The following is a 25,165-nucleotide window of genomic DNA, read 5'->3' as shown; positions in this document are numbered from 1 at the left end:
GCCACCTTGGGTACGCTTAAGATAATTTTTATTTATATTCAAAAAACGTTCTTCGTAACGAAATCAAGATTACAAACAAAATGAAAAAACTGCACAGTGATTTCATTCCCTGTGCAGTTCCTGGAGGATTTGATCAAAACCATCTGAAGGTAGTTTCTTCTTTCTTTGTTTCACTTACTTCCGGCTTTGAAATTTTCCAAAAGTTGTCCCAGAGTGTATGTTCATTCTTTTCAGCCTCTGCTGAAACTTCTTTTTCCTTTTTAACTTTGTTTGCCATCGTGCTCCCTCCTTTTTTGCCTGCATACATTACATACTATTCATGAATAAAAAAAGCGTTTAAGGATATGAGAATATTTTGAGGCAAAGGGGGAATTTCACTCAAAAAAAAGAACCAATCAGATGATTGATTCTTAGACGGATCAGGACGATTTCATTGTTGGATGGGGATTATCCACTACTTGCAGTACTTTTGTTGATTTTTCCATATCAGCGTTGCAAAGCGGGCATTTAGGAGTTTCTTCGCTCTTGAAGTTATCCCTCATCCATCCTTTGCAATCATCAGAAGAACAAGCCCAAATTTCTGTTTCCTCAGTTTTTATTTCTTCTTCTACTTGATTTCGACGACCAAAAGCCATTGAATGTCCTCCTTTAAGGTAAGCAGGATTTCCATGCCAGGCACGAAAAAACTGATTGTGGTAGTGTTGCTCAGCAGATTTTATGAGTGGTTATATAATGAAACTGGGTGTTGTGTAGGTAATTTTTCTGCGATTGATACCATTATACCATACTTTCTTTCATATTTATATACACAGTCGCCCTGTCGGCAAGAACCGATCAGACTGAGGGAAATGGATTAGCCTCTGATTACTTTTTCTTCTTAGATCTTGAAGAATCTGCTTTCGTGCCACCGGGTAATTCTTGATTGGTCGTTCCTTGTCCTTCTACTTGGGAAGAGCCTAACATCGCCTTCGATGGATCTTCTTTTTTTCTACTCATCTATCATCACCTCCACTTTTATCTTTACCATTCACCTTGTGAAATATGTACGCTATCTCTCTTCCGAATCCTCTCTTAGATATGAGTAAGAAAATAAAAGCTGGGAACTCTAAGAATAAATATAGACATAGGGTGATGAGAAGTGTTCAGACGCAATAAAGCAGCTGCTAACTTAGAAACGAACGCTGCTCATAGCTTCGATATAGAAAACTTCAAACAAGAGATAAAATCGTATGTGAGCAGCAGTGATGATTTAATCTTCCGTATACTGAAGCCGCTCAACCAGAAAATCATCATCATTTATTTCGAAGATTTGATCGATGTTAAGTCATTGAACACCTCCATCGTTCGTCCCCTTGAAGAATGTAAGGATGAAATTGACTCGGAAACAATCGCAAATAAAATAAACATAGCGAACATTTCAAGGACAAACCAAATTAGTGAAGTAGTAGAACAATTAGTTAATGGTTCTGCTTATATGTTCAGAGAAAATGATACATACGGGATTCTCGCAGATGTACAGGATAAAGCGACCCGCGGATTAGAAAAGGCGGAAACTGAATCGCTTGTTTTCGGTCCCAAAATTGCTTTCACAGAATCGATATCTAAAAACTTAAATCTCATCCGTTCTAACATAAACGATCCCAAGCTTTGTGTAGAGACGTTAATGATCGGTACACGTTCTAAAAAGAAAGTTCAGATGGTCTATATCAGAGATATAGCAGATGAAGAAAACGTCAATACATTCAGACAAAGAATGATGGATCTTGAGGTGGATAGTATCATCGATTCAACCGTTCTATCGCAAATGATAGAAGACAATTCCCTGACTGTCTTCCCTCAATTCATCACAACAGAACTTCCTGATCGGCTAACGATTTCATTGCTGCACGGAAAAATCGGTCTGCTCGTGGACCGAAGTCCCACTGTCATTATCGGTCCTTCTACTTTTATGAATTTTTTTGAATCGACTGAAGATATTTACATGAGATGGAATATGGGGACTTTTCTCCGGTTAATAAGATTCATTGCCATATTCTTTTCTGTTCTATTGACGCCTGCGTATGTTGCCGTGCTCACTTTTCATTATGAGGTGATCCCTTCCGCACTATTGGTTTCACTGGGGCAATCACGTTCCAATGTTCCGTTCCCTCCAGTTTTTGAAGCTCTTCTTTTTGAATTTGTCATAGAGCTCTTGAGAGAAGCTGGAGCCAGACTTCCTACGAAGGTTGGTCAAACCATGGGTATCGTTGGCGGTATCGTTATCGGACAGGCTGCTGTCGACGCAGGATTCACCAGTAATATCCTGATTATCATCATTGCGATCAGCGCCCTTGGGTCCTTTACCGCACCGAGCTATGCCATCGGTGCGGCAGTCCGAATGATTCGCTTTCCTATCATTTTAATGGCTGGGCTTTATGGCGGGGTAGGCATCATGTTCTGTCTTTGTTTCATTCTGATTCATTTATTGAAAGTTACCACATTGGGACGACCATTTTTGTCACCAGTTTACCCATTCAGATTTACTGACTTGAAGTATAGCCTTTTCCGCCTCCCTTATCAATTTTTATTACAACGTCCGGTATCAAACCGCCCAGAAGATTCGACTCGCATTCCTGCTAAAAAGATGAAGGAGAAAAAAGATGTGGATGAATAAGCTTCATCTTTCCTTCTATTTTGATTAAGCCAATAATCTCTGTGTGAACAAAGTCTGCAAAAAGGATGAGGAGAATGAAAGTAAATCTCGAGCCTAAGAAAAATTTGATATTCAACGCTTATCTGGTTGCTTTTGTTCTTCATACAGCTCAAATTGGTGTCGGTATAGCAGGGATTCCGAGGATTGTTTATATGGAATCAAAACAGGATGCTTGGATTTCTACCATTTTGTCGGGGATACTTGTTTCCATCGTTCTGTTCATCATGTCAAAATTACTTGCATGTTATTCAAGTGCGGATCTATATGGCATTCAATTTGATGTATTCGGGAAGTGGATAAGTAAACTATTTAATGTGGTGTACATCCTCTATTTTTTGATCGTTACGTATGTAATCATGATGAATTATACAGAGATGGTGCAGGCATGGATTTTTCCGAAGATGCCGACTTGGCTTTTAGTGGCTTTTCTGGTCTTTTTGGCCAGCTATGCGGTTCTTGGCGGTATCAGAGTGGTTGTTGGTGTTACCTTTATTAGTTTAATTCTCACTCTTTGGCTAGTGGTCATGATCTATACACCAATCAGACATTTAGACGTTAACCACCTTCAACCAGTATTCGTCTCTACTTGGAAAGAGCACTTGAAGGCGATTTATAAGGTCAGCTTTTCAATGGTTGGTTTTGAACTATTATTATTTATTTATCCATACATTAAAGAAAAGAAGAAAGCGTTGAAATATTCATTGATCGGTACATGGTACAGTACCTTTCTTTTGACTCTGGTAACTGCGATAAGTATAGGTTTTTTTTCTCATGAATCATTAATGAAGACGATCTGGCCTGTTCTCTCCATGTTTAAACTTGTAAGGATCCCTAATCTGGAAAGATTCGAATTTATCGCTGTTTCTTTTTGGATGCTGATCATTCTGCCGAATATTTGCATATTTTTCTGGGCTGCCACGAGGGGCGTCAAACGTGTATTTAATTTTTCCCAGAAAAAAACGATCTATTGTTTTGCCGTTCTGCTCGTTGCGGGAAGTCTTCTGATTGAGGATCGATTGACGATGAATAAAGTTACCGACAAAGTGGGTACAGCTGCTTTTATTTTGTCTTTTATTTATCCCTGTTTCTTATTAGTTCTAGTGAAAATAAAACAGTCATTCACTAAAATGAAAGGAGTAAAAGGATAATGAAACGATATTTGCTCCTCTCGATCGTATTGGCGCTTTCATTCATCACGGGATGCGTGGAATATAAATATTTAGAGAAATTAGGATTGATTACGGCTGTAGGATACGACGAAGCGGAAAATAAGGAACTTAAAGCAACGGTTGTACTCTATCAATTCAACCCTGCTATGCAGGATGTTGAAAAAGTACTCACAAGTAAAGCAAATTCTTCTAAAGGTAACCGAATATCGCTAAACTTTGATACTGACCATAAACTTGTTTCCGGACAGTTAAGGATCGCCATATACGGTAGAGAATTGGCAGGTAAGGGCATCTCTCATCTCGTTGATACACTGGAAAGGGATTCGTCAATTGGGAATATGGTGTACTTAGCAGTTTCTGATACTACAGCAGAGGATTTACTCACCTATCAAATGATTGAAAAACATTCAAATAAGGGCACCTATTTATATAATCTTGTGAAGCAGAATGTGGAAAGTGAGCTCATGATTGCCCCAACCCTGCAGGAATTCATCACAAACTATGGAAGCATAGGAAAAGATCCCATACTGCCTATACTCTCTGCTTCTAAAGGCAAATTGGGTATTGACGGATTTGCCGTATTCCACAAGGATAAATTTGTTAAGGAAATTGAAAAGGAAGATATGTTTTATATTCGGGCGTTAGTTGAAAACTATCATACTGCCGGTAGTTTTGAAGTCGCATTGCCCATTGCCCCTTTTAAACCACACCTTTCCGAAGGGGGAAATGGGGACAGGGAAGAAAGTAATGATGTAGAGAAGATTTACATCGTATTTGACAGTATAAAGTCAGATCACCATATTAAAGCTGAACATCATGATAAACCCACTTTTACAGTAAAATTAACCCTTGATGCACGACTTCATGAAATAACAGAAAAATTGAAGCTTTCTGATCCGAAAACCCTTAAACTTATTGAAGTGGAAGCAAGTAAATTTATAGAAGAAAAGATCATGAAGAACATCCACATGCTGCAGGAAGTCAATGCTGATCCAATAGGCTTTGGAATGGAATATAAAACGGGAAGAAAGCATGCATCCCTCACCGATAAGAAGTGGGAGGAGATGTATAAAGATGCCGAGTTCGATGTTAATGTCCAACTTAAGCTAATCAGAACCGGAGTAACAGATTAAGGAAAAAAAGAATGTGGCAGCTGCCACATTCTTTTTTTCTCAATTTTTTTTGTTCATTAAAGATTGTATTTGTTCCTTTATTTTTTCAAGAGTATCATCATTCTCGATAAGATGATCATTTTCAAATAAAATGATACCATGATATATTTGCAAATCATCGTCGCAAGCTTCACAGAACTCTACTTCGTTTTCATCCCAAAATGCGATTGAATTGTACTTCTTCGTCTTCATTTCAGGAAAATCCCTGCTTAACCTTATACTTTCATCCAGATATTTTCTTATGGCATCACTTTTATTATCGAACTTCCACTCTTCCACAATATCGCGTGTCCAATCTTCAAAAAACCACCATGGTTCGGCATCACTTCGTGTCAAGATCACTTTCCAAGTGTTTTCCAATGCTCCACCCTCCTTGCTCTCTCCATCAAATTTTACATAAATAAAACGTAAAATGAAATGGATTTGATCATACACTTCTCATTAATTAGACAAGTTCCCCCTCTTCTCCGCATAACAATAAATTAAGGTTTCTGATTAATTATTATAAGGAGGAGAAATCTTGAAATTTTTAGTACTGAAAAAATCATCACTTATTGCCATCTTCTTTACCATTCTAATTATCAGTATAGGATCCATTTGGGCTTATAAAACCCAACATTCTTACCCTACGGTTTCATTAGGGGGTTCGTCTGATGTACAGACCATTGAATTGGTGACGGGCGAGTTCAAGACTCAAGGCGCTGATGGAAACGAAATTGAATCATATCGCTGGGACCCGGGCACCATTGTAGTCGAAAAGGATATACAAGTACAGCTCCGAATACATGGTGTGAATGGAAAAGAACATCCATTTTACATCGAAGGAACAAATATAAAAGGCACTGTAAAGAAAGGGGAAGAAACAATCGTTAATGTTACTTTCACTAAAGAAGGCACGTACCGCTTGATATGTGAAACTCATAAAACAATGGAAAATAACGGACCCATGATCGGATATATAATCGTTGACTGATGATAAAACAGGCTGTCCTCGACGGGACAGCCTGTTTATTTGTTCTGCGTGCAGACCATTTATCACATATGGAGCACTAGAGACCGCGTTCCCTTCTCCTCAGCATAGAAATCGCAGCCATCACCAGGATGATCATATAAAGAAAGGCAGGGTAAAATGCGGCAGAATCCGTCCATTCACTTTCTTCCGTTCCATTACTGCTCGAAGCCAGGACTTCTTGCTGCTTTTCAGAGGAAGTATGAGCCGCTTGAAGCTTCGTGGAAGCTATTTTTTCATGTTGTTCGTTATAAATCGTCAGGATGCCATTTTTATCAACCACCTCATTTACTGTTTCGTTGAGGTGCTTTGTATAATGAAAATCAGATTGTAATTCGTACGAATCCATAGTTGTTTGAAATTTACTTTCCTTGGATACATATGTGCGGGTGAATTGATTCAATCCGTAATCCAATAGTGATTTCGTGTCTCCATATATAGCACGTTTACTCTGTGCATTCATCGTCACAGCTACAATCGATAATCCATTATTTTCTGCTGAAGTGACAAGGGTATGGTTGGCTTCAGGCACAAACCCATTTTTACCACCCGTCACTTCGGGATAAGGCAATTCACCCTTGACCATTTTATGATGGTTGTATAAGGTTGTCTTCCATCCTTCAGAGGACCAATCCATCGAGTCGATATCAAACAGCTCTTTAAACGCATCGTTTTTTAATGCATAGCTTGTAATTTTAGCCATATCATATGCTGTCGTATAGTGATCTTCGTGATAGAGCCCGTGAGGATTATCAAAGTGAGTATTCTTTACACCCACCTCATCCTTTAGAAATTCATTCAATTTTTCCATATAAGCATCTACGGAGCCTTCCGTGTGCTCCGCGATGGCTACTGCAGCATCATTTCCCGAGTTGATCATCAATCCCTGTAGTAACTGCTGCATCGAAATCTTCTCTCCGGTGAGCAAATACACGGTAGAGCCTTCGGTATTCGAAGCCCGTTCACTGACTGTAACAGTTTCATCCAGGGTACTATGTTCAAGTGCGTAGATGGCTGTAGCGATCTTTGTAATACTTGCCGGGTTCATTCTTTTATGGGCATTCTTCGAATAAAGAACACTTCCTGTCCCGGAATCTATTAAGACAGCCGATTTACTAAAAAGGGTATCCGGCTTTTTTACTGTATTTTCCTGAGCTGATGCTATGGGTGAAGACACCCAGAAGAGCACAATAATCATCAGCGTGATCGTTTTTTTCATCTGTCCACACACCTGTCTCGTCAATATGTCAATGGTCCAAGAAAGCAAAAAGCGCCTTCCCGGCTCATTCATCTTATGCTTGTCGGGGCTGAACGAGCCGCCTCCGCTTTTCTATTTGTCCAGCTACTGCGGCTAGAGGCTCGAGACATAAGCCATGCCATCCAGAAAGGCAAAAAACGCCTTTATGGCTGCCCTGGCTTATGCTTGTCGCCTCTGGGCGACCCGCCTCCACTTTTCTATTTACTAAAACATTTTATCAAAAAATAGGAAACTTTAATCACAAATTCCGGAAATGTTATTAAACTGAAAGAATGCAGTCAATTCCTTACAGTAGATGGGACTGATATAAAATTTCCGACCAGTATGACCATGCCCTGTATTCTGTTACAATTAGAATAACTTCGTTGAAACTTTTTCGAACAGTTGAACGTATAAAAGGAAAGCATTCTTTTAAGGGGTAGATGAAATGAATACGTTTTTGCATTTAATTATAAGAAGTATACTTGCCGTTTCAATCGGCACTGCCAGTTTCATTGTTTATTTACTGTCTTTGGACATTGGATTTCCCCTGACTTTTTTATTCAGTATTGTCACAGGTATACTTACCTTCCTGCTTGTTAAAGGAATCCAAAAAAGCTTGTGGCTGGATAAAAAAGGACTAACAAGAAAGGAATATCGCTATATAAGCAAGAATTTAAAAGAAGCGAAGGAAAAAATCAAACGGCTTCAGAAACAGCAATTAAAAGTCCGTTCATTAGGTGCATTTAAACAAATTCTTGAAATAAACCGGTTATCAAGAAGAATCTTTCAGTTAGTAAATAAAGAACCCAAACGTTATTACTCAGCTGAATCTTTCTTCTACTACCATCTGGATTCCGTTGTCGAGCTGACGGAGAAATATACTTTCCTGGCAGCCCAGCCAGGCAAAAGCCAAGAAGCTTTTTTATCCCTCCAGCAGACCCGGTCCACATTGGATGAATTAATCGATTCATTAGAGAAGGATTTAGAAATGGTATTGGCTAATGATATGGATAATTTAAAAATAGAATTGAACTTTGCCAACCAGCACCTTTCGCATAAAAAAGATTTAAAATAGATGATGGAGGTTTTATCATGGAACAACGTCAGGAGCTTAATGAGTTAGATCATCTGCTTTCCAATCCTTTTTCAAATGAAGCGGATACCAATCCTCCCAGTAATCCCGCCTTAATGGACCGCCTTCCGAAAGAACAGCAGGAAAAGGCTAAACAACTAGCTGAGCAGATCGATTATAAAGATTATGAGGCCATTTTAAAATACGGTACTGCCGCACAAAACCAATTATCGAGCTTTTCCCATTCGATGCTCGAACATGTTCAAAAAAGGGACATCGGACCAATTGGGGACGTATTAAGCGATCTTATGAAAAAACTGGAACAGATGAATCCTGAAGAATTAAACTCAAAGCAAAAAGGGATTTTCAAAAAGCTATTCAGAAAAGTCTCTTCTTCCATACAGGAAGTTCTTTCTAAATATCAAAAAATAGGTTCTCAGATTGACCGCATTTCTGTAAGACTGGAACATTCCCAGAAAACATTGTTGGATGACAATAGACTTTTGGAAACCCTTTACGAAAAAAATAAGGATTACTTTCAGGCTCTGAATGTTTATATTGCTGCAGCGGAAATTAAACGGGATGAAATCCAGCACACACTCCTTCCTTCTTTACGGAAAAAAGCGGAAGAATCAGGTGACGAACTTCTATTTCAAGAGGTAAATGATACGATGCAGTTTCTTGATCGCCTGGACAAGCGGATTCACGACCTTAAATTGAGCAGACAAATGACCATACAATCTGCTCCGCAAATCCGCTTGATTCAAAATACCAACCAGGCGCTCGCTGAAAAAATCCAAGCATCCATTCTTACTGCGATACCGTTGTGGAAAAACCAGATAGCGATAGCACTCACCCTATTAAATCAGCAAAAAGCAGTCACGGCTCAAAAACAGGTTTCCCGTACAACGAATGACCTTTTATTGAAAAACTCGGAAATGCTGAAAACAAACAGCATTGAGACTGCCCGGGAAAACGAGCGTGGAATCATTGATGTGGAAACCCTTAAGAAAACGCAGGAAAATTTAATAGCAACCATCGAGGAAACCTTGACCATTCAAGCAGAAGGACGTCAAAAACGTCAGCAAGCCGAACAGGAAATGGTGGTCATGGAACAGGAATTAAAACAAAAATTAATGGAGATAAAAAAATGAAGAGGCGCCTGAACGGTGCCTCTTCATTTTTCTTCATTGTTTACTATTGCATCAGTAATTGCGTCATATTGCTTTTCAGCGAGATTACTTGAGATGATTTCTTCCTTTTCAAGCTTCATTATAGCGTCGTATTCAGCATATAATGCATGCTTCTTAATCGTTGATATCTGATTATTTTTCAACTCAGGATTTTCCTCATAAAGATCATTCAATTGGGCTTTTATCATATCGATTCTTTTCTTATACATATCTATTATTTCGTCTGAAACTGAATCGGTAATATAAAGCTTCTGTTTGACGCGATGGATTTCAGAAATTGCCGTTTCATATCGATGGACTTGGGACAGCAGTTCTTGGAATTCTTGGTGCTCCCCTTCTTTTGCCTTAACACCCATTAAAGAAATTAGCGGCTTAATCGTTAATCCTTGAACCACCAAGCTGAAGAGTACTACACTGAATCCCAGAATCAATACATCCTCTCTGGCAGGAAAATCCCTCGGGAGACTTAATACAAGGGCAACAGAAAGCGACCCCTTTAAACCTCCCCAATTCAATATATGCTTCCATTTATGAGGGAAATTACTGATCAACGATAGACTGGTATAAACGGCAATACTTCTTGCAATCAGTACGATCGGAATGGCTGCAAATATCAACGGCCATTTTTCCATCAGATCAATCCTTGTTATTTCAAGACCGACCATTAGAAAAACAAGGGAATTAGCAAGTAAAGCCGCTACGTCCCAAAAGCTGTTGATGTTCAGCTTTGTGGTAGGACTCATACCAATCTTCCCGCCATAATTTCCGAAAATGAGGGCTGCAATCACTACTGCAATAACCCCTGAGGCATGGACACTTTCAGCGAGCAGGAACGATCCATAAAATAAAATGATACTAAATATGATCTCTAAAGGGTAATCGTCAAAATACTTTGTAAGGATGGAAAAGGCATAGCCCAATGATCCTCCAATAATCACCCCCAGTGAAACAACACGAATGAACTCCCACAAACCACTGCCGAGGCCTGCCCACCCAGCGTCTATGTATGTTAATAAATAGAATGCGGAAATATTAAATAAGACAACCGCCAGCCCATCATTGAATAAACTCTCACCTTCGATCACGACTGCCAGCCTCTTCTTCACTCCCACACTTTTGAAGATGGACAGCACACTCACAGGGTCGGTTGCGCTCATCAGCGCACCAAAAACAAATGCTGCAGGAATTGGAAAGTCAAAGAAATAATAGGCAGAGAACCCGATGATCAAAAAGGAAAGAAACGTTCCTCCGAAGGCAAGGGCCAATACCGGTTCCTTGTTTGCATTCAATTGGGAAAAAGGGAGTTTCAAAGCTGCCTCTCCTAACAGTGCGGGCAGAAAAAGAGTGATGATGACAAAATTAAAGACTTCTCCCTCGGTGATGAATTCCTTAAGGGGTTCCAAGATAGGGATGTTCAATAATCCTATTGAAGCTCCTACTATGACAAGTGCAATGGGGTAAGGCTGCTTGAATTTCTTAGCAATCGCAGTTATCCCCGCTGCGATCATCACCAATATAAGTCCGAGTTCAAAGATATGATGCAAATCTATTTCTTCCACAATACAACCTCCAATAAGAAACAGCCTTTTGCTTATGATTACATTAATAACCCATCTCACGCTTCCTAAACCTTAAACTTTCCAACTAATACAATATTATGAAAAGAATTATTTTCTATACGAAAAAATAGGCGATTACACCTATTTGGTGAATCGCCTAAAGTCTATTCATTTTAAATGCTTTTATAAAGAAGTTTACGAAGCAATGGAAATAATACGTCAGGAAGCTCTTCAATATCAGAGACCAAAATACTGTAGTTTCCATATATATTTTGGATCGTATTTCGCTGGCCTTCATCGATTGGTCCGTTTGATAAGAACACATTGATGACTTCGATACCTTGTTTTCTTGCATCCAAAACTGCTTCATGTGTATCAACGATTCCATTCTGATCATAATCCATCGCTGCAGGTTCACCGTCTGAAAAGACAAGGAGAAATTTTTGTTTTTCATTTCTTCTCAAGATTCTCTCTGTCATTAAACGGATGGCAAATCCATCCCTGTTATCTTCTTCTGGTGCCAGTTGTAAAATCTCCGCTCCAGAAGAAGGTTTCAGAGAAGCAGAATAATCCAGCACGGGTTTCAGGTAATTAGGCTGGCTGCTCTTGGTTGCCTGATTGGTATCTTCCCAGAAACCCACTACTTCATGAGGGACCCGAACAGATTTCAAGGACTCATGGAATAAGGTAATTCCCAATTTTGTTTGATCCATTTTATCAAACATCGATCCGGAGCAATCAACCAAGAGAGAAAAGACAGCATCAATTTCAGTCGATGGATTTTGTTTTTTGTAAAAAAGTCTCGGATTATCATCAGTGATAAACCGCAGCAGTTTGTTGTTTAATCTACCAAAATGCAGGTCTGACCTTGGTTGAATCCTTTTATGCTCGAGCGTTTTTTCAATCATCTTCTGAAGTTTTTTCTGAAAAGGCGAGATTTCAGCTTTATAAGTGCGATATAGCTGCTGCTCTTCAAAGCTCGGAATCGAAGGTGAAAGAAAATAAGGAACTGCGAATCGATTATCTTTTCCGTATTTACTTTCCCCCCCTCCTTTCAGTTCTTCATGCTCTTTCTCCGCTGCTTTCACATTTTCATAATGTTCCATGTCAGTTTCCTGAGCGGATCCCTGGACCATTGCCATGGCCTGATCTCCATCGTCCCCTTCCCGGACTCCTTCACCCATTAAGTCCGATTGTGATCCTTGATCCAAGTCGAATTGTAAAAAGGATTCACCTTTATCCTCCGTTTCCCTATGCCATGTACGGAATTCTTCATCCATCACGTCTTCATCCCCGGTACTCTCTTCCTCCAGAACATCCTGATTAGCCAATGGGTCCTTCCGTTTAAGGTCCTCAAAGGTTTCAGCAGGTGGATCTGCTTGTTCATATGCATCTTCCGGTAAATGAAAATATTCATTCAGCATATCTTTCTTTACGATTTCATCGACCACCTCAATGATCTCCAAACAGATCCTTACAACCTCGGCAGTTGAATCCGTTTCATAGAAGCGGGTGAGCCGGGATTGAAGGTACGGTATGGCCAAGTCGATTTCTTCGTTAATGGATGGAGGCTCTTCAAGTGGTGACTGGGCATTCAACATAAGAAATAATGCATTAAACAAGGAATCAGTAAATACGCTTTTCGTTAAATTGACTTTTAGTTGAGCTTTGAAATACTGACGATATAAATCTCTTCTTGTTGAAAATGCCTGCCTGGTTCCCGGGCGTTTTGCTTTGCAAATCTCTTCCAGACGCAAGTCTTCGCCCATTACAAATAATTGTTTTGAAAATTTCGGGATGGAAGTATGTTTGACCTTGTTAATATAGTTAAACACTTCTTCATTGTCCGTTTCCGAGAGGTTTCCGACAGTCCTGAGGTAAATATCACTTTTCAATCCGTTTAGCTCATCCACCCTGTTCCTATGATCCCAAAAATGGCTGACATAAACTGTTTGCTGTTTATAATCAATATAAGAAAAAGGACCATATTTCAATTCCATCTCACCATTTTTGGACAGGGTCTTTGCTAAATCCGCCATTTCCATGAATAGAAATGAATCAATGGTTTCATCGTTGAATTGTATAAACCTTTCCATTATCGATCCCTCATTCAAATAGGGTTTCCGCAATATTTTTTATAGCCGCTTTCTCCCGCTCATCTTCCAATTTATCAATAATTCCACGTTGAATGGCACGTTTAGCGGGTAAGAATACTGCAAGGTCGCAAGCGTCCAGTAGAGCCCGGATCGATGCAGCTTCCTCTGAGACCTGGCCGTTTTTTACCTGAATCAACAAATCGGAAGAAAGGGCAACGAATTTGTTAATTAGTTTCTCATCATTCAACTGGCTTTGACTTTTAATGACTGAAGTCAATACTTCACCTTCAATATAAGGGACATCGACAACGACAAATCTGTTTTTTAGCGCTTCATTCAATGGAACAGTACCTACATATCCTTCATTGATGGCCGCAATTACACCAAAAGTAGGTGCAGCTTTGATCACTTCCCCTGTGAAAGGATTCGTGATGCTTCTGCGGTAATCCAGTACACCATTTAGGATCGGCAAAGTTTCAGGCTTCGCCATATTGATTTCATCGATATATAAAAGGTGCCCTTTCTTCATTGCCTGGATTACGGGACCTTCAATGAATTCAATCGAATTTTTGCCGTTTTTATCCGTGATCGTCTTATAACCAAGTAAAGCTTCTGCATCCAGATCGACGGAGCAGTTTATACTGTGCATCGGCTGTGTGAAGATGGAAGACAAGGTTTCTGAAAGTTTTGTTTTACCTGATCCCGTCGGACCCTTCAACAGAACGTTTTTCCCCATTGATAAAGAGATGATGCTGTCTTCAATGATGTGATGATCACTTGACGAGTATCCTCCCTCCCCAATTAGGTATCCATACTGTGATGTATTAAATAATTCTTTTCTTTGGTTGATTATATCAATAACCGTTTCCGGTAGAGCTGTTTCGTAATTCATCCATGACATCCTTTCAAATTCATCGTACTAGACACATCATACATGTAAGAGCGCTTTCACTGCAAAAAAAGGAGTTTGAAATAAAAAAAGAGGCTGGGACAAAACTAAAAGAACACCACATAAAGACGAACAATTTATGTATAGGCTCTTAATATCGCTAATGATTTCCGTGCAAGACTTCGCTTTCCGCGGGTAGCCCGTGAGCCTCCTTGGCTTAGCCTGCGGGGTCTTACATGGCTAGCTGCAGGGCTTAGAGGCACATGTCATAAGCCAAACCGACCAAGAAGGCAAAGAACGCCTTCTAGGACAATTCGTCTTATGCCACACTCTTCTGGGCAAAGCCCCTCCGCTTTTCTGATAGGAGTCTTCGTCTTGCACTCCAATCAACCGCTGGTGAGCGCTAAATCTAAATCTCTATTTGATCAAATTAAAAACCCGAACTAATTTGGCTCTTATTACACAAATTAGCTCGAGTTTTACTTAGGTTAAAACACTTTTGTCCCAGCCTCTTCAGAAGATCTTATACGGTTAAATCACAGCGGGTGAAACTTCTGTGGACATACATCCCTGCTTTTTGATATACGACAGTCGCATCAGTCAGAGAGTCACTGTCTACTGAAAGAGCCGCAGATGTCATCCCCTTTTGTTTCATCGCTTCGAATGCATGATGCAGCAGAACTTTAGCAAATCCTCTTCTTCTCCAATTCTTCTGCACACCTAAATGAGTGATTTCTCCTATTTTCGTTTCATCATTGACAGTGCACAAAATAAAGCCAATCAAATTATTTTCTTTCTTCAATAAGAACCAGAGATCCGGATCGAATGACTCACGCTCAAATCTCTTTTTAAACTCTTCAAGACTCGTTGGGTGGTAATCAAAATGATCAGAGAACACTTCCTCAAATGATTCATGCAACCGTTCTGTATCTTTTATACGGAAGGTTGATATTGCGGCATTTGAATCGGTCACACGCATACCAGCCTTGTACTCATTCAGATCCAATTTCATTTGAAACCAATGGCGAACAGGGTGGAAACCATATTCTTCAAGGGTCTCTCTTTCTATATCAAGATTTGCTGATAAGACAATCACCTTTTCATCCTTGACGTTGTCCTTTTTCCTAACAGCTGATTGGAAAAGCTCATCCAGCAATTCATTCATATATAGACACATAGTATCATCAGGGGAAGTTAATAAGAGAGAAGGCAGGCGATGATCTTTCTCTGTCAGAATAGAAAAACCTTTCAGTTCCCCATTTTCCCACAACCCTTTACGATCCTTTTCTTTTATCGACGTTACTATTTCACGAATTTCCATTTCGCTGGTTTGACTTTCTCCATATACCTTTGTTTCGTACTCCTTAAATAACCCTGATATGGAAGGCAGGTCTTCCAGCATTGCTGTTTTTATGGTAAATGAATGACGCTCCATAAACTTCCCCCTTTATCACGAATTAAAAAAAGCTGATTTCAACCTAAAAGAAGAAATCAGCTTCATGAAAACCTTATTTTATTTCTTCGAAGTATTCTTTATAGAAGCCTCCCATTTTGCCGCTTTCATCAATAACAAAGTAATAGTCTTCAGATTCATTTTTCACTTCGTATTCTTTGCCGATTTCAAGAACATTTTCCACCGTGTATTTTTTTGCATCGGTATGTACACATTTAACTAGCTTCACTGCGTTATTTTCTGTCCAAGTATGATGTATCATCTAAATCCTCCTAGAACGATTGTATGTATTTAGTATATTCTTCCCCAGTCTTTTGTTCAACTGCAAACTTCACTGAATTCCATTGAATCTATAAACGACTTTGCACATTATTCTCTTCTCTTAATACCCCTGTCATTCTCTCACAGCATATGGTATATTATAGGAGAATATAATTCGAAAGGCGATAATCAATGAAAAAAGCGATCTTCCAGATTCTCTTTATTTCTCTACTTTTCCTTGCCTATTATATGACTACTCACCGGCCGTCGGAAGAACAATTTTATACATGGCTGAAGGAAGAATATCAGATAGACTGTAAAGAGAAGGTATCCTGTACAAAAAAAGCAGATGAAAACTCTGTATATACCCTAATCGAGACCGGTTCAAATATAAAGAGTGAATATTTGTTATTTAATACTGTGGGAAAAATATACGAAGACCAAAACGGCGACCGTACCACCATCAAAGCAATTGGAGTATTCGATCATTTTTACACGATCATTAAAGATGAATCCTCACCACATAGTTAAACCGATTTAACGATTAACGTTAAATCGGTTATTTATTTTCTGTATCTTACCTTTTTTTTGGTTAAAGAAGGATGCTTCTTTTTTAAAAATATGAAGATGAAGTAAAGGAGTATTACCGAAACGATAAAACCAGCTGTCATTCCTGCTTTCAAACTGACTTCTTCCACCATTGACTGAAAACTGACAGGAAAGTATCTTCCTATTTGAAAATAAACCAGTGCCCATATGCATGCAGAAGGCGCTGCATACAACAAAAACCTCAACAATGTGATGCCCTTTCCAGTACCGGCAATATACGGCATCACAAGACGGACGCCGGGGATGAAGTAGCTAATGGAAATAGCGAATAATCCATATTTATCAATCCAAGTCTCACATTTCTTTATTAGCCCTTGTGTCTTACTTCCTTTAAAAAAACGAAGCAGCAGCCTGGTTCCATATTGCTTCCCTATAAGAAATCCGAACATACCATAGCTTATTAATCCGCTGTACATGAATAGAAACGAGGTGTATGGGTTGAAATGCCTCCATTCAGAAAGATACCCTGCAAACGCAGCTGCTATTTCATTAGGAACAGGCAAGCCTAAAAATACGATCCAGCTGAAAAGGAACATAGCTATATAGCCATATTGGTCGACAAGGTAAAGTAAGGTATCCATAAAGCACCCCGTTTCCTTAAAAAAGACTCGTTCAATAAACGTTCTTATCAGGCTCATTTACCATTGAAGGAAACAAGCATAGTAATTCTTGATAGAATATGGTTAAATAAACGATGCTTTTCTGGTTGTTCAACTCATTTATTTATGTGTAATGATATATATTATGAAGACTTGGGGTCTTTTAATAGACTTTTCACTTGTTCTTCAACCATTCCAAGGTCAATAAGCTGTTGCTGTAATTTCGAATGATATGCTGCACTGACATGAGGAAGGCTCCCTCTTAAGATTTCCCGAGCGTAATGTTCGGGGGGAAGTACTTCGTCGAACTTAGTTTTCACAATGAAAGTAAGTACATCTTTATACATTTCCCCACCGATTGCAACATCTACAAAAGCCGCCCTGTACCAGCCAGGGGCAACTCCTTCTCTTGTAAACAGATATTCAACCGCTTCTCGGGGTACATCATAAACGACGCCTTCCATCGTGCCTCCATCTTCAATGATATCCCCACGGCCGCCATCATCTACTTTAAATAGGTATCTCATGGAATACCCCTTCAAAGATCCTGCCCCCAGACAGTCTTGAAAGTGATGATCTACCTTCGCCAGTTTGAATCGTGCATCGTCCATACAGGAACCATAAGCAAAATATAAAATCCGTTGAGGATTATCATTAATGAAGTGATGGACTTTCCAATCACCGGAGGAAATTTCATGTTGAAACATTTTTTCCTCTAACCCATAGTAAACGAAAGCTTCGATCGGCCCTCGATCAGTATTTATTTTACAAAGTTGTCGATTATATAGATTCTCTTCCCTGCCTTCGATGTAGTCCTCTATTTCATCGAGTTTGGCAAGAAGGGAATCATTTATTTTATATACTTCGCCATATGCTGTACCTTCACCTTCTTTAAGGGCAGGGTAACCTCTTTCAGTATCATAGAGAGTTCCTTCTGTCCACGCTTGTTCATACAGTAATTGAGCGTCTTTTAGAAGGGAATGATTCTCTTCATGTCTTCTTAATGTTCCATAAACAAATACGTTCACGCTATCTCTCCTCTTACGAATGTGATATTAAATGTATTTTAACAAAATCTTTTTGATTTTTCAGGTAAATGCGCTTAAGATTATTTAGGTTTTGGATTAATCAGAAAAGAACAAATAAAAAAAGCCAATCCGGATGAAAGATGATTGGCTTTTTAGAATGCGCTTACAATTTGCTTTAACTTTTTGGAGAAATCGCTTTTTGAGCTTGTTCTTTTAACCTGAACTTTTGAATTTTTCCTGACGCTGTCATCGGATAAGAATCCGTAAATTCAATGTATCTCGGAACCTTATGTCTAGAAATTTTTCCTCTGCAGTATTCTTTGATCTCATCACATGTTGCCGACTGGCCCTCCTTCAGGATGACCCACGCCATCACTTCTTCACCGAAGGTTTCGTCAGGAATTCCAATCACCTGAACATCGAGTATTTTAGGGTGAGAATACAAAAACTCTTCAATTTCTCGTGGATAAATATTTTCACCGCCTCTAATGATCATGTCTTTTAATCTTCCAGTAATCCTGCAGTATCCATGCTCATCCATCACAGCCAAGTCACCTGTATGCAGCCAATTTTCGTCATCAATGGCAGCATTGGTAGCTTCTTCGTTCTTGTAATACCCTTTCATCACATGGTAGCCCCTGGTGCAAAGCTCTCCTTGTGTCCCATTGGGAACTTCCTGGTCGGTCCCGGGCTCTACAATTTTCACCTCTACATTAGGAAGTCCTCTGCCGACTGTCTCAACCTTTAATTCGATGGGGTCATGAGTGCGGGTTTGCGTGATAACCGGTGAAGATTCCGTCTGACCATATGCGATGGTGATTTCTTCAGCCCCCATTTTGTTCATTACATCCTTCATTACTTCAATCGGGCAATTACTGCCTGCCATTATGCCTGTCCGCAGACTGCTCAGGTCATAGTCATCGAAATCGGGAAGATTCAATTCCCCGATAAACATGGTTGGCACTCCATGCAATGCTGTACATTTTTCATCCTGTACAATCTGAAGTACTTGTCCTGGATTAAATTCTTGTACAGGTACCATTACAGCTCCAACAGACACACAGGCCAGTGTCCCCATCACGCACCCGAAGCAATGGAAGAATGGTACGGGTATGCATAATCGATCTTCATTTGTCAGTCTCATACACCCTGCAACATTATAAGCGTTATTTACTATATTTGAGTGAGTGAGCATCACCCCTTTTGGAAAACCGGTCGTTCCAGAGGTATATTGCATATTTATGACTTCATGCGGTGACAGATTCTTCATCCTGTTGTCTAGAAGTTCATCCTCCACTCCATTCCCAAGTTCCATGATTTCTTCCCAGTTAAATGTCCCAGGATATTTTTCATTTCCCATCACAATGACATTTTTCAAATTCGGCAGCTTTGTACTATGTAACTTACCAGGTTCTGAACACGTCAGTTCAGGACAGATTTCATAAAGCATATCAATATAAGAGGCTCCACGGTATTCTTCCATTAAGATGATGGTTGTACTGTCTGACTGCCTTAATAAATATTCCAGCTCAGCTGTGCGGTAATTCGTATTAACCGTTACTAATACTGCTCCCATCTTCCCTGTTGAAAACTGACTTAAAATCCATTCAGGTGTATTGGACGCCCAGATTGCGATGTGATCCCCTTTTTCAATGCCAAGCTTCATAAAACCTTTAGCAGCTTGCCTGCATTTTAGATTCAACTCTTCATATGTCCACCTTAATCCTCTGTCAGAATAAACCACAGCCTCATTGTCTGGCTGGATACGGGCTTTCTCTTCAAGTAAATCTCCAATGGTAGTTTGTAAAATTTCGGTCAAACGAATATCCCCCTTTGTTTTTAATATCGTTGTGTGAAAGTCAAAATGTAGTTCTATGCGTGTATATTATCACAAAAATTGAAATTTTCAAACTAATATCGTTAGAATGATTTCTTTATCATTTATCACTTGAAGTAACGAATTTTCCTAAACTATTATATTTAGACAAATTAACCATCGATTAAACCAATTTCTACAAAAATCCTTAAAATCCTACTTTGGATGGATTTGAGCAAAAAACACTTTTCAAAATCAATTTTTCTATGTAGAATATATAGAAAATATAGAAAATTCTATATTTTAAACATTCCTAGGAGGTTGGTCATGAAAATCTTAAGTAATGAACAGTTGGTGGCAGCTTATCGTGATGCTGAGAAACAAGGGAATGATCAAGACTGGATTCAATTATTAAGAAAAGAAATCCGCAATCGTGGATTAAAACCTTTTAGGAAATCATGACACTGGGAATATAGATAAAATGAAATGACTCATTCTCACCCCCTGAGAATAACGTCTGACAGACTCGATCATAGAGTCTGTCTTTTTTGTGCTCATTCCAAATTACTGTGTTTCTGGATATAGTAATCCTCTATTTGCTGTTTTTGTTTACTATTCAAAAGACCGATTTTATGAAATAAATAAGTATAATAAATGATTTTTTTGGCATTGCGAGGGTTCATGCTCATAAGCTCCTTTCGTCCTAATCTTTCCTTAAGGAAACATGTTTTCATATTACTATATTTTATGTAGAAGGTGAAAAAGAGTGAAGAAAAAAGGAGCCAACCTGTGGGAATTGGTAAAAAAAAGCTGATACATTGATCATGTATCAGCCAACACATTCATCTATATTTTTAAACAAGAGGCTTATCCCTCTAAAAGTAAATCTTCAGGATTCTCCAATAGGTTTTTAACCATTGCAAGGAAGCCTACAGCCTCTTTCCCATCAATGATTCTATGATCATAAGAAAGAGCGATATACATCATCGGACGGTTTTCCATTGTTTCCTTATCAATAGCTACAGGACGAAGTTGGATGGTGTGCATTCCTAAAATACCAACCTGTGGTCCGTTTAAGATAGGTGTAGAAAGTAAAGAACCAAATACCCCGCCGTTTGTGATCGTGAAGGAACCACCTTGTAAGTCTGAGAGAGCAAGCTTGTTATTTCTTGCTTTCGTTGCCAGCTCCATGATTTCCCCTTCGATTTCTGCAAAGTTTTTGCGGTCACAGTCTCTAACGATAGGGACTACTAGACCATCTTCAGTGGAAACAGCCACACCAACGTCATAATATTTCTTAAGGACGATTTCATCTCCGTCAATTTCAGCATTCACGTAAGGATATTTCTTAAGAGCAGCTACTACAGCTTTCGTAAAGAAGCTCATAAATCCTAATCTAACATCGTGGCTTTCAAAGAATTTATCCTTTTTACGTTTACGCAATTCCATTACTGCTGTCATATCAATTTCATTGAAAGTGGTCAACATTGCAGCTGTCTGCTGTACTTCCACCAGGCGTTTCGCAATCGTTTGTCTGCGTCGTGACATCTTTTCACGTTCGACCGGCTTCCCATCATCTTTCTTAGCTGGCGCTTTTTTTGCTTCCGGCGCAGGTTTTGATGGGGCAGATGCAGGTTTGTTTTCATAGGCTTCAATATCCTGTTTGCGCACTCGGCCAAGTGGATCGGTAGGAACTTGTGAAAGATCGATTCCTTTTTCACGAGCGAGCTTTCTTGCAGCTGGTGATGCAATCGGACGATTCTTCTTATCGTCTTTGGCAGCAGGAGCTTCTTGTTGAGGAGTTTTTTCTTCCGTTTTCTCCTCTTGTTTAGAGGCTTCCTTCTCTTCCTCTTTTTGTTCTGATGGTGCCGGAGCTTCCCCGCCTGCTCCTACAATGGCAATGACCTGTCCTACTTCTACAGTATCACCTTCGTCTGCTTTAAGCTCTTGAATGGTACCTGCTTCTTCAGAGATCACTTCAACATTGACTTTATCGGTCTCAAGCTCTACGATGTATTCGCCTTTTTCTACATAATCGCCCGGTTGCTTCAACCATTGAGCAATCGTACCTTCTGTAATTGATTCTGCCAATTCTGGAACTTTGATTTCTGCCACTGTGATGTCCTCCTCTTTCTTATCGAGTTAACGCTTCATTAATAATACGTGCTTGTTCTTTTTTGTGTACAGTCGGTTCACCTTCTGAAGGACTTGAACGTCTGCGGCGGCCGACATATTGAACTTCAACGCCGTCTGGTGCCAAGTCACGCAGTCGTGGTTCAACAAATGTCCAAGCTCCCATATTCTTAGGTTCTTCTTGAATCCATACAAGTTCTTTCAGATTTGGATATCTGTCCAGGATGCCTGCTAAATCATTATTAGGGAATGGGTAAATTTCTTCTAAACGAAGAATATGAAGCCAATCTGTTTCATCTATACCCTGAAGTTTTTCTTCCAAGTCAATCCCGATCTTACCGCTGCCTATCACGATGCGCTCTACCGCTTCATAATTTTCACCCAATCCTTTTTGTTCCAGAACGGAGTGGAATTCACCATTAGCGAGCTCTTCAGCCGTAACAGCTGCAAATTGATTTCTTAACAAGCTTTTAGGAGTCATGATAACGAGCGGGCGTACTTCTTCTTTCTGAAGGATTGCCGCTTGACGTCTCAGGATATGGAAATATTGACCTGCAGTCGAACAGTTTGCAACTGTCCAGTTATACTCTCCGCCTAATTGGAGGAACCTTTCCAGACGTGCACTCGAGTGTTCAGGCCCCTGACCTTCATAACCGTGCGGGAGGAGCATGACAAGTCCTGATTTTTGACCCCATTTAGCCCGGCCTGCAGAAATGAACTGATCGAACATTACCTGTGCCATATTGGAGAAATCACCGAATTGGGCTTCCCAAAGGACAAGAGTTTCAGGTGCGAAAACATTGTATCCATATTCGTATCCGACAACTGCTGTCTCTGTTAATGGACTATTAAGCACTACAAATGATGCATGGCTGTCCTGGATATGATGCAGTGGAATATATTCCTCACCTGACTTTTCATCATGCAGAACCAGATGGCGCTGAGCAAAAGTCCCTCGCTCAGAATCCTGACCTGTTAAACGGATAGGAGTTCCATCTTTTAATATGGATGCAAATGCAAGTGTTTCCGCATGTGCCCAATCGATTTTCCCTTTACCTTCAAATACTTGACTTCGTCTCTTCAAGATTTTGTCAAGCTTCTTGAAAACATTGAAACCTTCCGGCCATTGCAGTAACTCTTCATTTATGTGCTGAAGCTTTTTGTATTCAACGGATGTGTCCAGTGCAGGCAATCCATTTGCTACGTCTTCAGGAGGTGCAAGAACTGTATCAGGGTCTTCATCCTTTGCCGGCACTTTTTCAAATGCAGCCTTCAGCACTTCTTCAATTTCGGTATCCATCTTATCGACATCTTCCTGAGTGACAATGCCATCAGAAATCAGCTTTTCAGCGTAAAGTTTTTTGACATTCGGATGGTTCTGGATGATTGAATACATTTGCGGATTCGTCACCATCGGCTCATCCATTTCGTTATGACCGAATCTGCGATAGCCGATCAAATCGATGACAAAATCTTTACCAAACGTTTTACGATATTCATAGGCTAATACAGCAGCAGCCAAGCATGCTTCAGGATCATCAGCATTCACATGCACGATAGGCACTTCAAAGCCTTTGGCTGTATCAGATGCATATTTAGTTGAACGAGAGTCACGGCTTTCGGTTGTGAATCCGATCATATTATTTGCGATTAAATGAATCGAACCACCGGTATTATAGCCTCTTAACCGACTCATATTTAACGTTTCGGCCACTACTCCCTGACCTGGGAAAGCAGCATCCCCATGAATCATCACAGCATAGGAGGTTTCAGATGATTGTACAGGGTAACCGTTATCTTCACGATTCTCCTGAGCTGCACGGGTATATCCTGCAACAATCGGGCTTACAACCTCCAAGTGACTTGGGTTATTTGCCAAAGTAACCCGTGCTCGTGCAGTAGGCAATGACTGCGGAGAAATTTCCCTGTCCGCACCCAGGTGGTACTTCACATCACCGGTCCAGCCGAAAGTGATTCCGATGGATCCCTCTGAAGGAATCAGGTCTTTGCTTGGTGCATGCTGGAATTCGGCAAATATCATTTCGTAAGGTTTACCGATTACATGTGCAAGAACATTCAATCGACCACGGTGAGCCATACCGATATTAACCGTCTTGGCACCGGCTTCAACCGAATAGCGAATTAATTCATCCAATAGCGGCACCATCGTATCCAAGCCTTCTATTGAAAAACGTTTTTGACCTACAAATGTACGATGGACATACTTCTCAAAACCGTCGACTTCCGCCAGACGTTTTAACAGAGAAGTTTTTTGGTCCTTCGACAGCGGTGAAAAATAAGAGCCTGATTCAATTTTTTCTCTAAGCCAATTTTTCTCTTCCAATTCATGCACGTGGGCATATTCAAATGCCAGCTTTTTAGTATAAACTTCCTTCAAGTGATTAACAGCCTGAAGCCCGTCTTGAATATGTGAAGGAGCATCCGGACATAAAAAATCCACTGGAATACTCTTCAAATCTTCTTCCGTTAAATCAAATTCTGACAATTCAATTCTTCTTGTATCTTTATTCCGATCATTCAGCGGGTTTATATCTGCCGCTAAATGTCCATATGTACGAATATTATCTGCCAGCTTGACAGCGGCTACCATCTTACTTAACGCTGTAGGCTGAGCAGGTAAAGTAAAAGAAGTATCTGCTTTTTGCGCATTTGCCATCACTGCGGCATCTTCAGCAGTAGGAGGCCCCCATTGTTCAAATAATTCCCTCAATTCAGGATCTACTTCCGCTGGATCCTCAAGGAATTGTTCATAAACCTCCATTACGTAGCCCAGATTTGGTCCATAAAAGGAATGCCATGGCTCGCTTTGGTTTGTCGATTGCTTTTTCATTGTGAAAAACCTCCAACTATTTGCCAGTTAGTATAATTTGGGTATCAGGTATTCTTCCATATAAACAGTCATTAATTGTTATGCAAGAATAATAATTAACAAAGCATTAAAACGCTTACAAGGATATTTTATCACTGTGCAGTATTAAGATAAAGTCTTAATGACAAATTTCTTAAAATTTTGCTTTCTCCCCTGCTTGCTATCCTTTTAACTTATATTCCCATAATAAATTGTGAAAAATTTCATGTAAAATCGACTATTCTGAAATAACTTTATATTAAGCGCTTTCTTATTCACCCTCTTATGAATGCCTGATAAGGTAAC

At 39.8% G+C, this 25,165-nt stretch carries 23 protein-coding genes; 8 read left to right on the top strand and 15 right to left on the bottom strand.

Annotated features, from left to right (window positions below):
- Positions 1-133: 133 nt before the first annotated feature.
- The 3 genes from ACXAFV_RS14495 to ACXAFV_RS14485 all read right to left on the bottom strand — a co-directional run bounded on the left by ACXAFV_RS14495 (position 134) and on the right by ACXAFV_RS14485 (position 996).
- A complete protein-coding gene (locus ACXAFV_RS14495; protein ID WP_475127481.1) occupies positions 134-277 on the bottom strand; it encodes a hypothetical protein in 144 nt (47 codons plus the stop codon).
- Positions 278-419: 142 nt separating this feature from the next.
- Complete coding sequence (locus ACXAFV_RS14490; protein ID WP_475127480.1) at positions 420-635, bottom strand: cold-inducible protein YdjO-related protein; 216 nt, start codon at positions 633-635, stop codon at positions 420-422.
- 229 nt (positions 636-864) lie between these two features.
- Positions 865-996 carry a YuzL family protein gene (locus tag ACXAFV_RS14485; RefSeq protein WP_475127478.1) on the bottom strand — a complete coding sequence of 44 codons (132 nt, stop codon included), beginning with the start codon at positions 994-996 and terminating at the stop codon, positions 865-867.
- Between the two features lie 142 nt (positions 997-1,138).
- Between ACXAFV_RS14485 and ACXAFV_RS14480 the strand changes: the two genes are divergently transcribed.
- The 3 genes from ACXAFV_RS14480 to ACXAFV_RS14470 all read left to right on the top strand — a co-directional run bounded on the left by ACXAFV_RS14480 (position 1,139) and on the right by ACXAFV_RS14470 (position 4,994).
- On the top strand, positions 1,139-2,653 hold the full coding sequence (locus tag ACXAFV_RS14480) for a spore germination protein (protein ID WP_475127477.1): 1,515 nt from the start codon (positions 1,139-1,141) through the stop codon (positions 2,651-2,653).
- A gap of 74 nt (positions 2,654-2,727) precedes the next feature.
- Complete coding sequence (locus ACXAFV_RS14475) at positions 2,728-3,840, top strand: GerAB/ArcD/ProY family transporter (protein WP_475127475.1); 1,113 nt, start codon at positions 2,728-2,730, stop codon at positions 3,838-3,840.
- On the top strand, positions 3,840-4,994 hold the full coding sequence (locus tag ACXAFV_RS14470; protein ID WP_475127473.1) for a Ger(x)C family spore germination protein: 1,155 nt from the start codon (positions 3,840-3,842) through the stop codon (positions 4,992-4,994). The genes ACXAFV_RS14475 and ACXAFV_RS14470 overlap by 1 nt, the downstream gene beginning before the upstream one ends.
- Before the next feature lie 39 nt (positions 4,995-5,033).
- Here the strand turns inward: ACXAFV_RS14470 and ACXAFV_RS14465 are convergent, their stop codons facing one another.
- A complete protein-coding gene (locus tag ACXAFV_RS14465; protein WP_475127471.1) occupies positions 5,034-5,393 on the bottom strand; it encodes a DUF1033 family protein in 360 nt (119 codons plus the stop codon).
- A gap of 160 nt (positions 5,394-5,553) precedes the next feature.
- On the opposite strand from ACXAFV_RS14465, the gene ACXAFV_RS14460 reads away from it, so the two are divergent.
- On the top strand, positions 5,554-6,006 hold the full coding sequence (locus ACXAFV_RS14460; RefSeq protein ID WP_475127469.1) for a cupredoxin domain-containing protein: 453 nt from the start codon (positions 5,554-5,556) through the stop codon (positions 6,004-6,006).
- A 76-nt stretch (positions 6,007-6,082) separates the two neighbouring features.
- Here the strand turns inward: ACXAFV_RS14460 and ACXAFV_RS14455 are convergent, their stop codons facing one another.
- The gene (locus ACXAFV_RS14455; protein WP_475127467.1) at positions 6,083-7,261 is read right to left on the bottom strand and encodes a D-alanyl-D-alanine carboxypeptidase family protein; all 1,179 of its coding nucleotides are present in this window, start codon (positions 7,259-7,261) and stop codon (positions 6,083-6,085) included.
- A gap of 466 nt (positions 7,262-7,727) precedes the next feature.
- Between ACXAFV_RS14455 and ACXAFV_RS14450 the strand changes: the two genes are divergently transcribed.
- Together ACXAFV_RS14450 and ACXAFV_RS14445 are read left to right on the top strand one after the other, a co-directional pair.
- Complete coding sequence (locus ACXAFV_RS14450) at positions 7,728-8,357, top strand: 5-bromo-4-chloroindolyl phosphate hydrolysis family protein (protein ID WP_475127465.1); 630 nt, start codon at positions 7,728-7,730, stop codon at positions 8,355-8,357.
- Positions 8,358-8,374: 17 nt separating this feature from the next.
- Entirely contained in the window at positions 8,375-9,508 is a 1,134-nt protein-coding gene (locus tag ACXAFV_RS14445) for a toxic anion resistance protein (RefSeq protein ID WP_475127463.1), read from the top strand.
- 23 nt (positions 9,509-9,531) lie between these two features.
- Here the strand turns inward: ACXAFV_RS14445 and ACXAFV_RS14440 are convergent, their stop codons facing one another.
- The 5 genes from ACXAFV_RS14440 to ACXAFV_RS14420 all read right to left on the bottom strand — a co-directional run bounded on the left by ACXAFV_RS14440 (position 9,532) and on the right by ACXAFV_RS14420 (position 15,806).
- Positions 9,532-11,106 (bottom strand): cation:proton antiporter domain-containing protein, encoded by a 1,575-nt coding sequence (locus ACXAFV_RS14440; protein WP_475127462.1) that lies wholly within the window; start codon positions 11,104-11,106, stop codon positions 9,532-9,534.
- Positions 11,107-11,279: 173 nt separating this feature from the next.
- Positions 11,280-13,202 carry a cobaltochelatase CobT-related protein gene (locus ACXAFV_RS14435; protein ID WP_475127460.1) on the bottom strand — a complete coding sequence of 641 codons (1,923 nt, stop codon included), beginning with the start codon at positions 13,200-13,202 and terminating at the stop codon, positions 11,280-11,282.
- 10 nt (positions 13,203-13,212) lie between these two features.
- Positions 13,213-14,094, bottom strand: coding sequence for an ATP-binding protein (locus ACXAFV_RS14430; protein ID WP_475127459.1), 882 nt, complete (start codon positions 14,092-14,094; stop codon positions 13,213-13,215).
- A 520-nt stretch (positions 14,095-14,614) separates the two neighbouring features.
- The gene (locus tag ACXAFV_RS14425; protein ID WP_475127457.1) at positions 14,615-15,526 is read right to left on the bottom strand and encodes a GNAT family N-acetyltransferase; all 912 of its coding nucleotides are present in this window, start codon (positions 15,524-15,526) and stop codon (positions 14,615-14,617) included.
- A 73-nt stretch (positions 15,527-15,599) separates the two neighbouring features.
- Positions 15,600-15,806 (bottom strand): DUF6501 family protein, encoded by a 207-nt coding sequence (locus ACXAFV_RS14420; protein ID WP_475127455.1) that lies wholly within the window; start codon positions 15,804-15,806, stop codon positions 15,600-15,602.
- 191 nt (positions 15,807-15,997) lie between these two features.
- On the opposite strand from ACXAFV_RS14420, the gene ACXAFV_RS14415 reads away from it, so the two are divergent.
- A complete protein-coding gene (locus ACXAFV_RS14415; RefSeq protein WP_475127453.1) occupies positions 15,998-16,336 on the top strand; it encodes a hypothetical protein in 339 nt (112 codons plus the stop codon).
- A 32-nt stretch (positions 16,337-16,368) separates the two neighbouring features.
- Here ACXAFV_RS14415 and ACXAFV_RS14410 read toward each other — a convergent pair whose 3' ends face one another.
- The 3 genes from ACXAFV_RS14410 to ACXAFV_RS14400 all read right to left on the bottom strand — a co-directional run bounded on the left by ACXAFV_RS14410 (position 16,369) and on the right by ACXAFV_RS14400 (position 19,851).
- Complete coding sequence (locus tag ACXAFV_RS14410; RefSeq protein WP_475127452.1) at positions 16,369-16,995, bottom strand: DedA family protein; 627 nt, start codon at positions 16,993-16,995, stop codon at positions 16,369-16,371.
- Between the two features lie 161 nt (positions 16,996-17,156).
- Positions 17,157-18,041, bottom strand: a complete 885-nt coding sequence (locus ACXAFV_RS14405; protein ID WP_475127450.1) for a gamma-glutamylcyclotransferase family protein — start codon at positions 18,039-18,041, stop codon at positions 17,157-17,159.
- Between the two features lie 175 nt (positions 18,042-18,216).
- Entirely contained in the window at positions 18,217-19,851 is a 1,635-nt protein-coding gene (locus tag ACXAFV_RS14400; protein WP_475127926.1) for an AMP-binding protein, read from the bottom strand.
- Between the two features lie 333 nt (positions 19,852-20,184).
- Between ACXAFV_RS14400 and sda the strand changes: the two genes are divergently transcribed.
- The gene (sda, locus tag ACXAFV_RS14395; protein ID WP_172251557.1) at positions 20,185-20,319 is read left to right on the top strand and encodes a sporulation histidine kinase inhibitor Sda; all 135 of its coding nucleotides are present in this window, start codon (positions 20,185-20,187) and stop codon (positions 20,317-20,319) included.
- 405 nt (positions 20,320-20,724) lie between these two features.
- On the opposite strand, the gene odhB is transcribed toward sda, so the two are convergent.
- Positions 20,725-21,972 carry a 2-oxoglutarate dehydrogenase complex dihydrolipoyllysine-residue succinyltransferase gene (odhB, locus tag ACXAFV_RS14390; protein ID WP_475127448.1) on the bottom strand — a complete coding sequence of 416 codons (1,248 nt, stop codon included), beginning with the start codon at positions 21,970-21,972 and terminating at the stop codon, positions 20,725-20,727.
- 19 nt (positions 21,973-21,991) lie between these two features.
- Entirely contained in the window at positions 21,992-24,841 is a 2,850-nt protein-coding gene (locus ACXAFV_RS14385; RefSeq protein ID WP_475127446.1) for a 2-oxoglutarate dehydrogenase E1 component, read from the bottom strand.
- Between the last annotated feature and the right edge of the window lie 324 nt (positions 24,842-25,165).

This window comes from Rossellomorea sp. ABR4_012, assembly GCF_056159545.1.
This window is presented reverse-complemented; position numbering and strand designations above follow the sequence as displayed.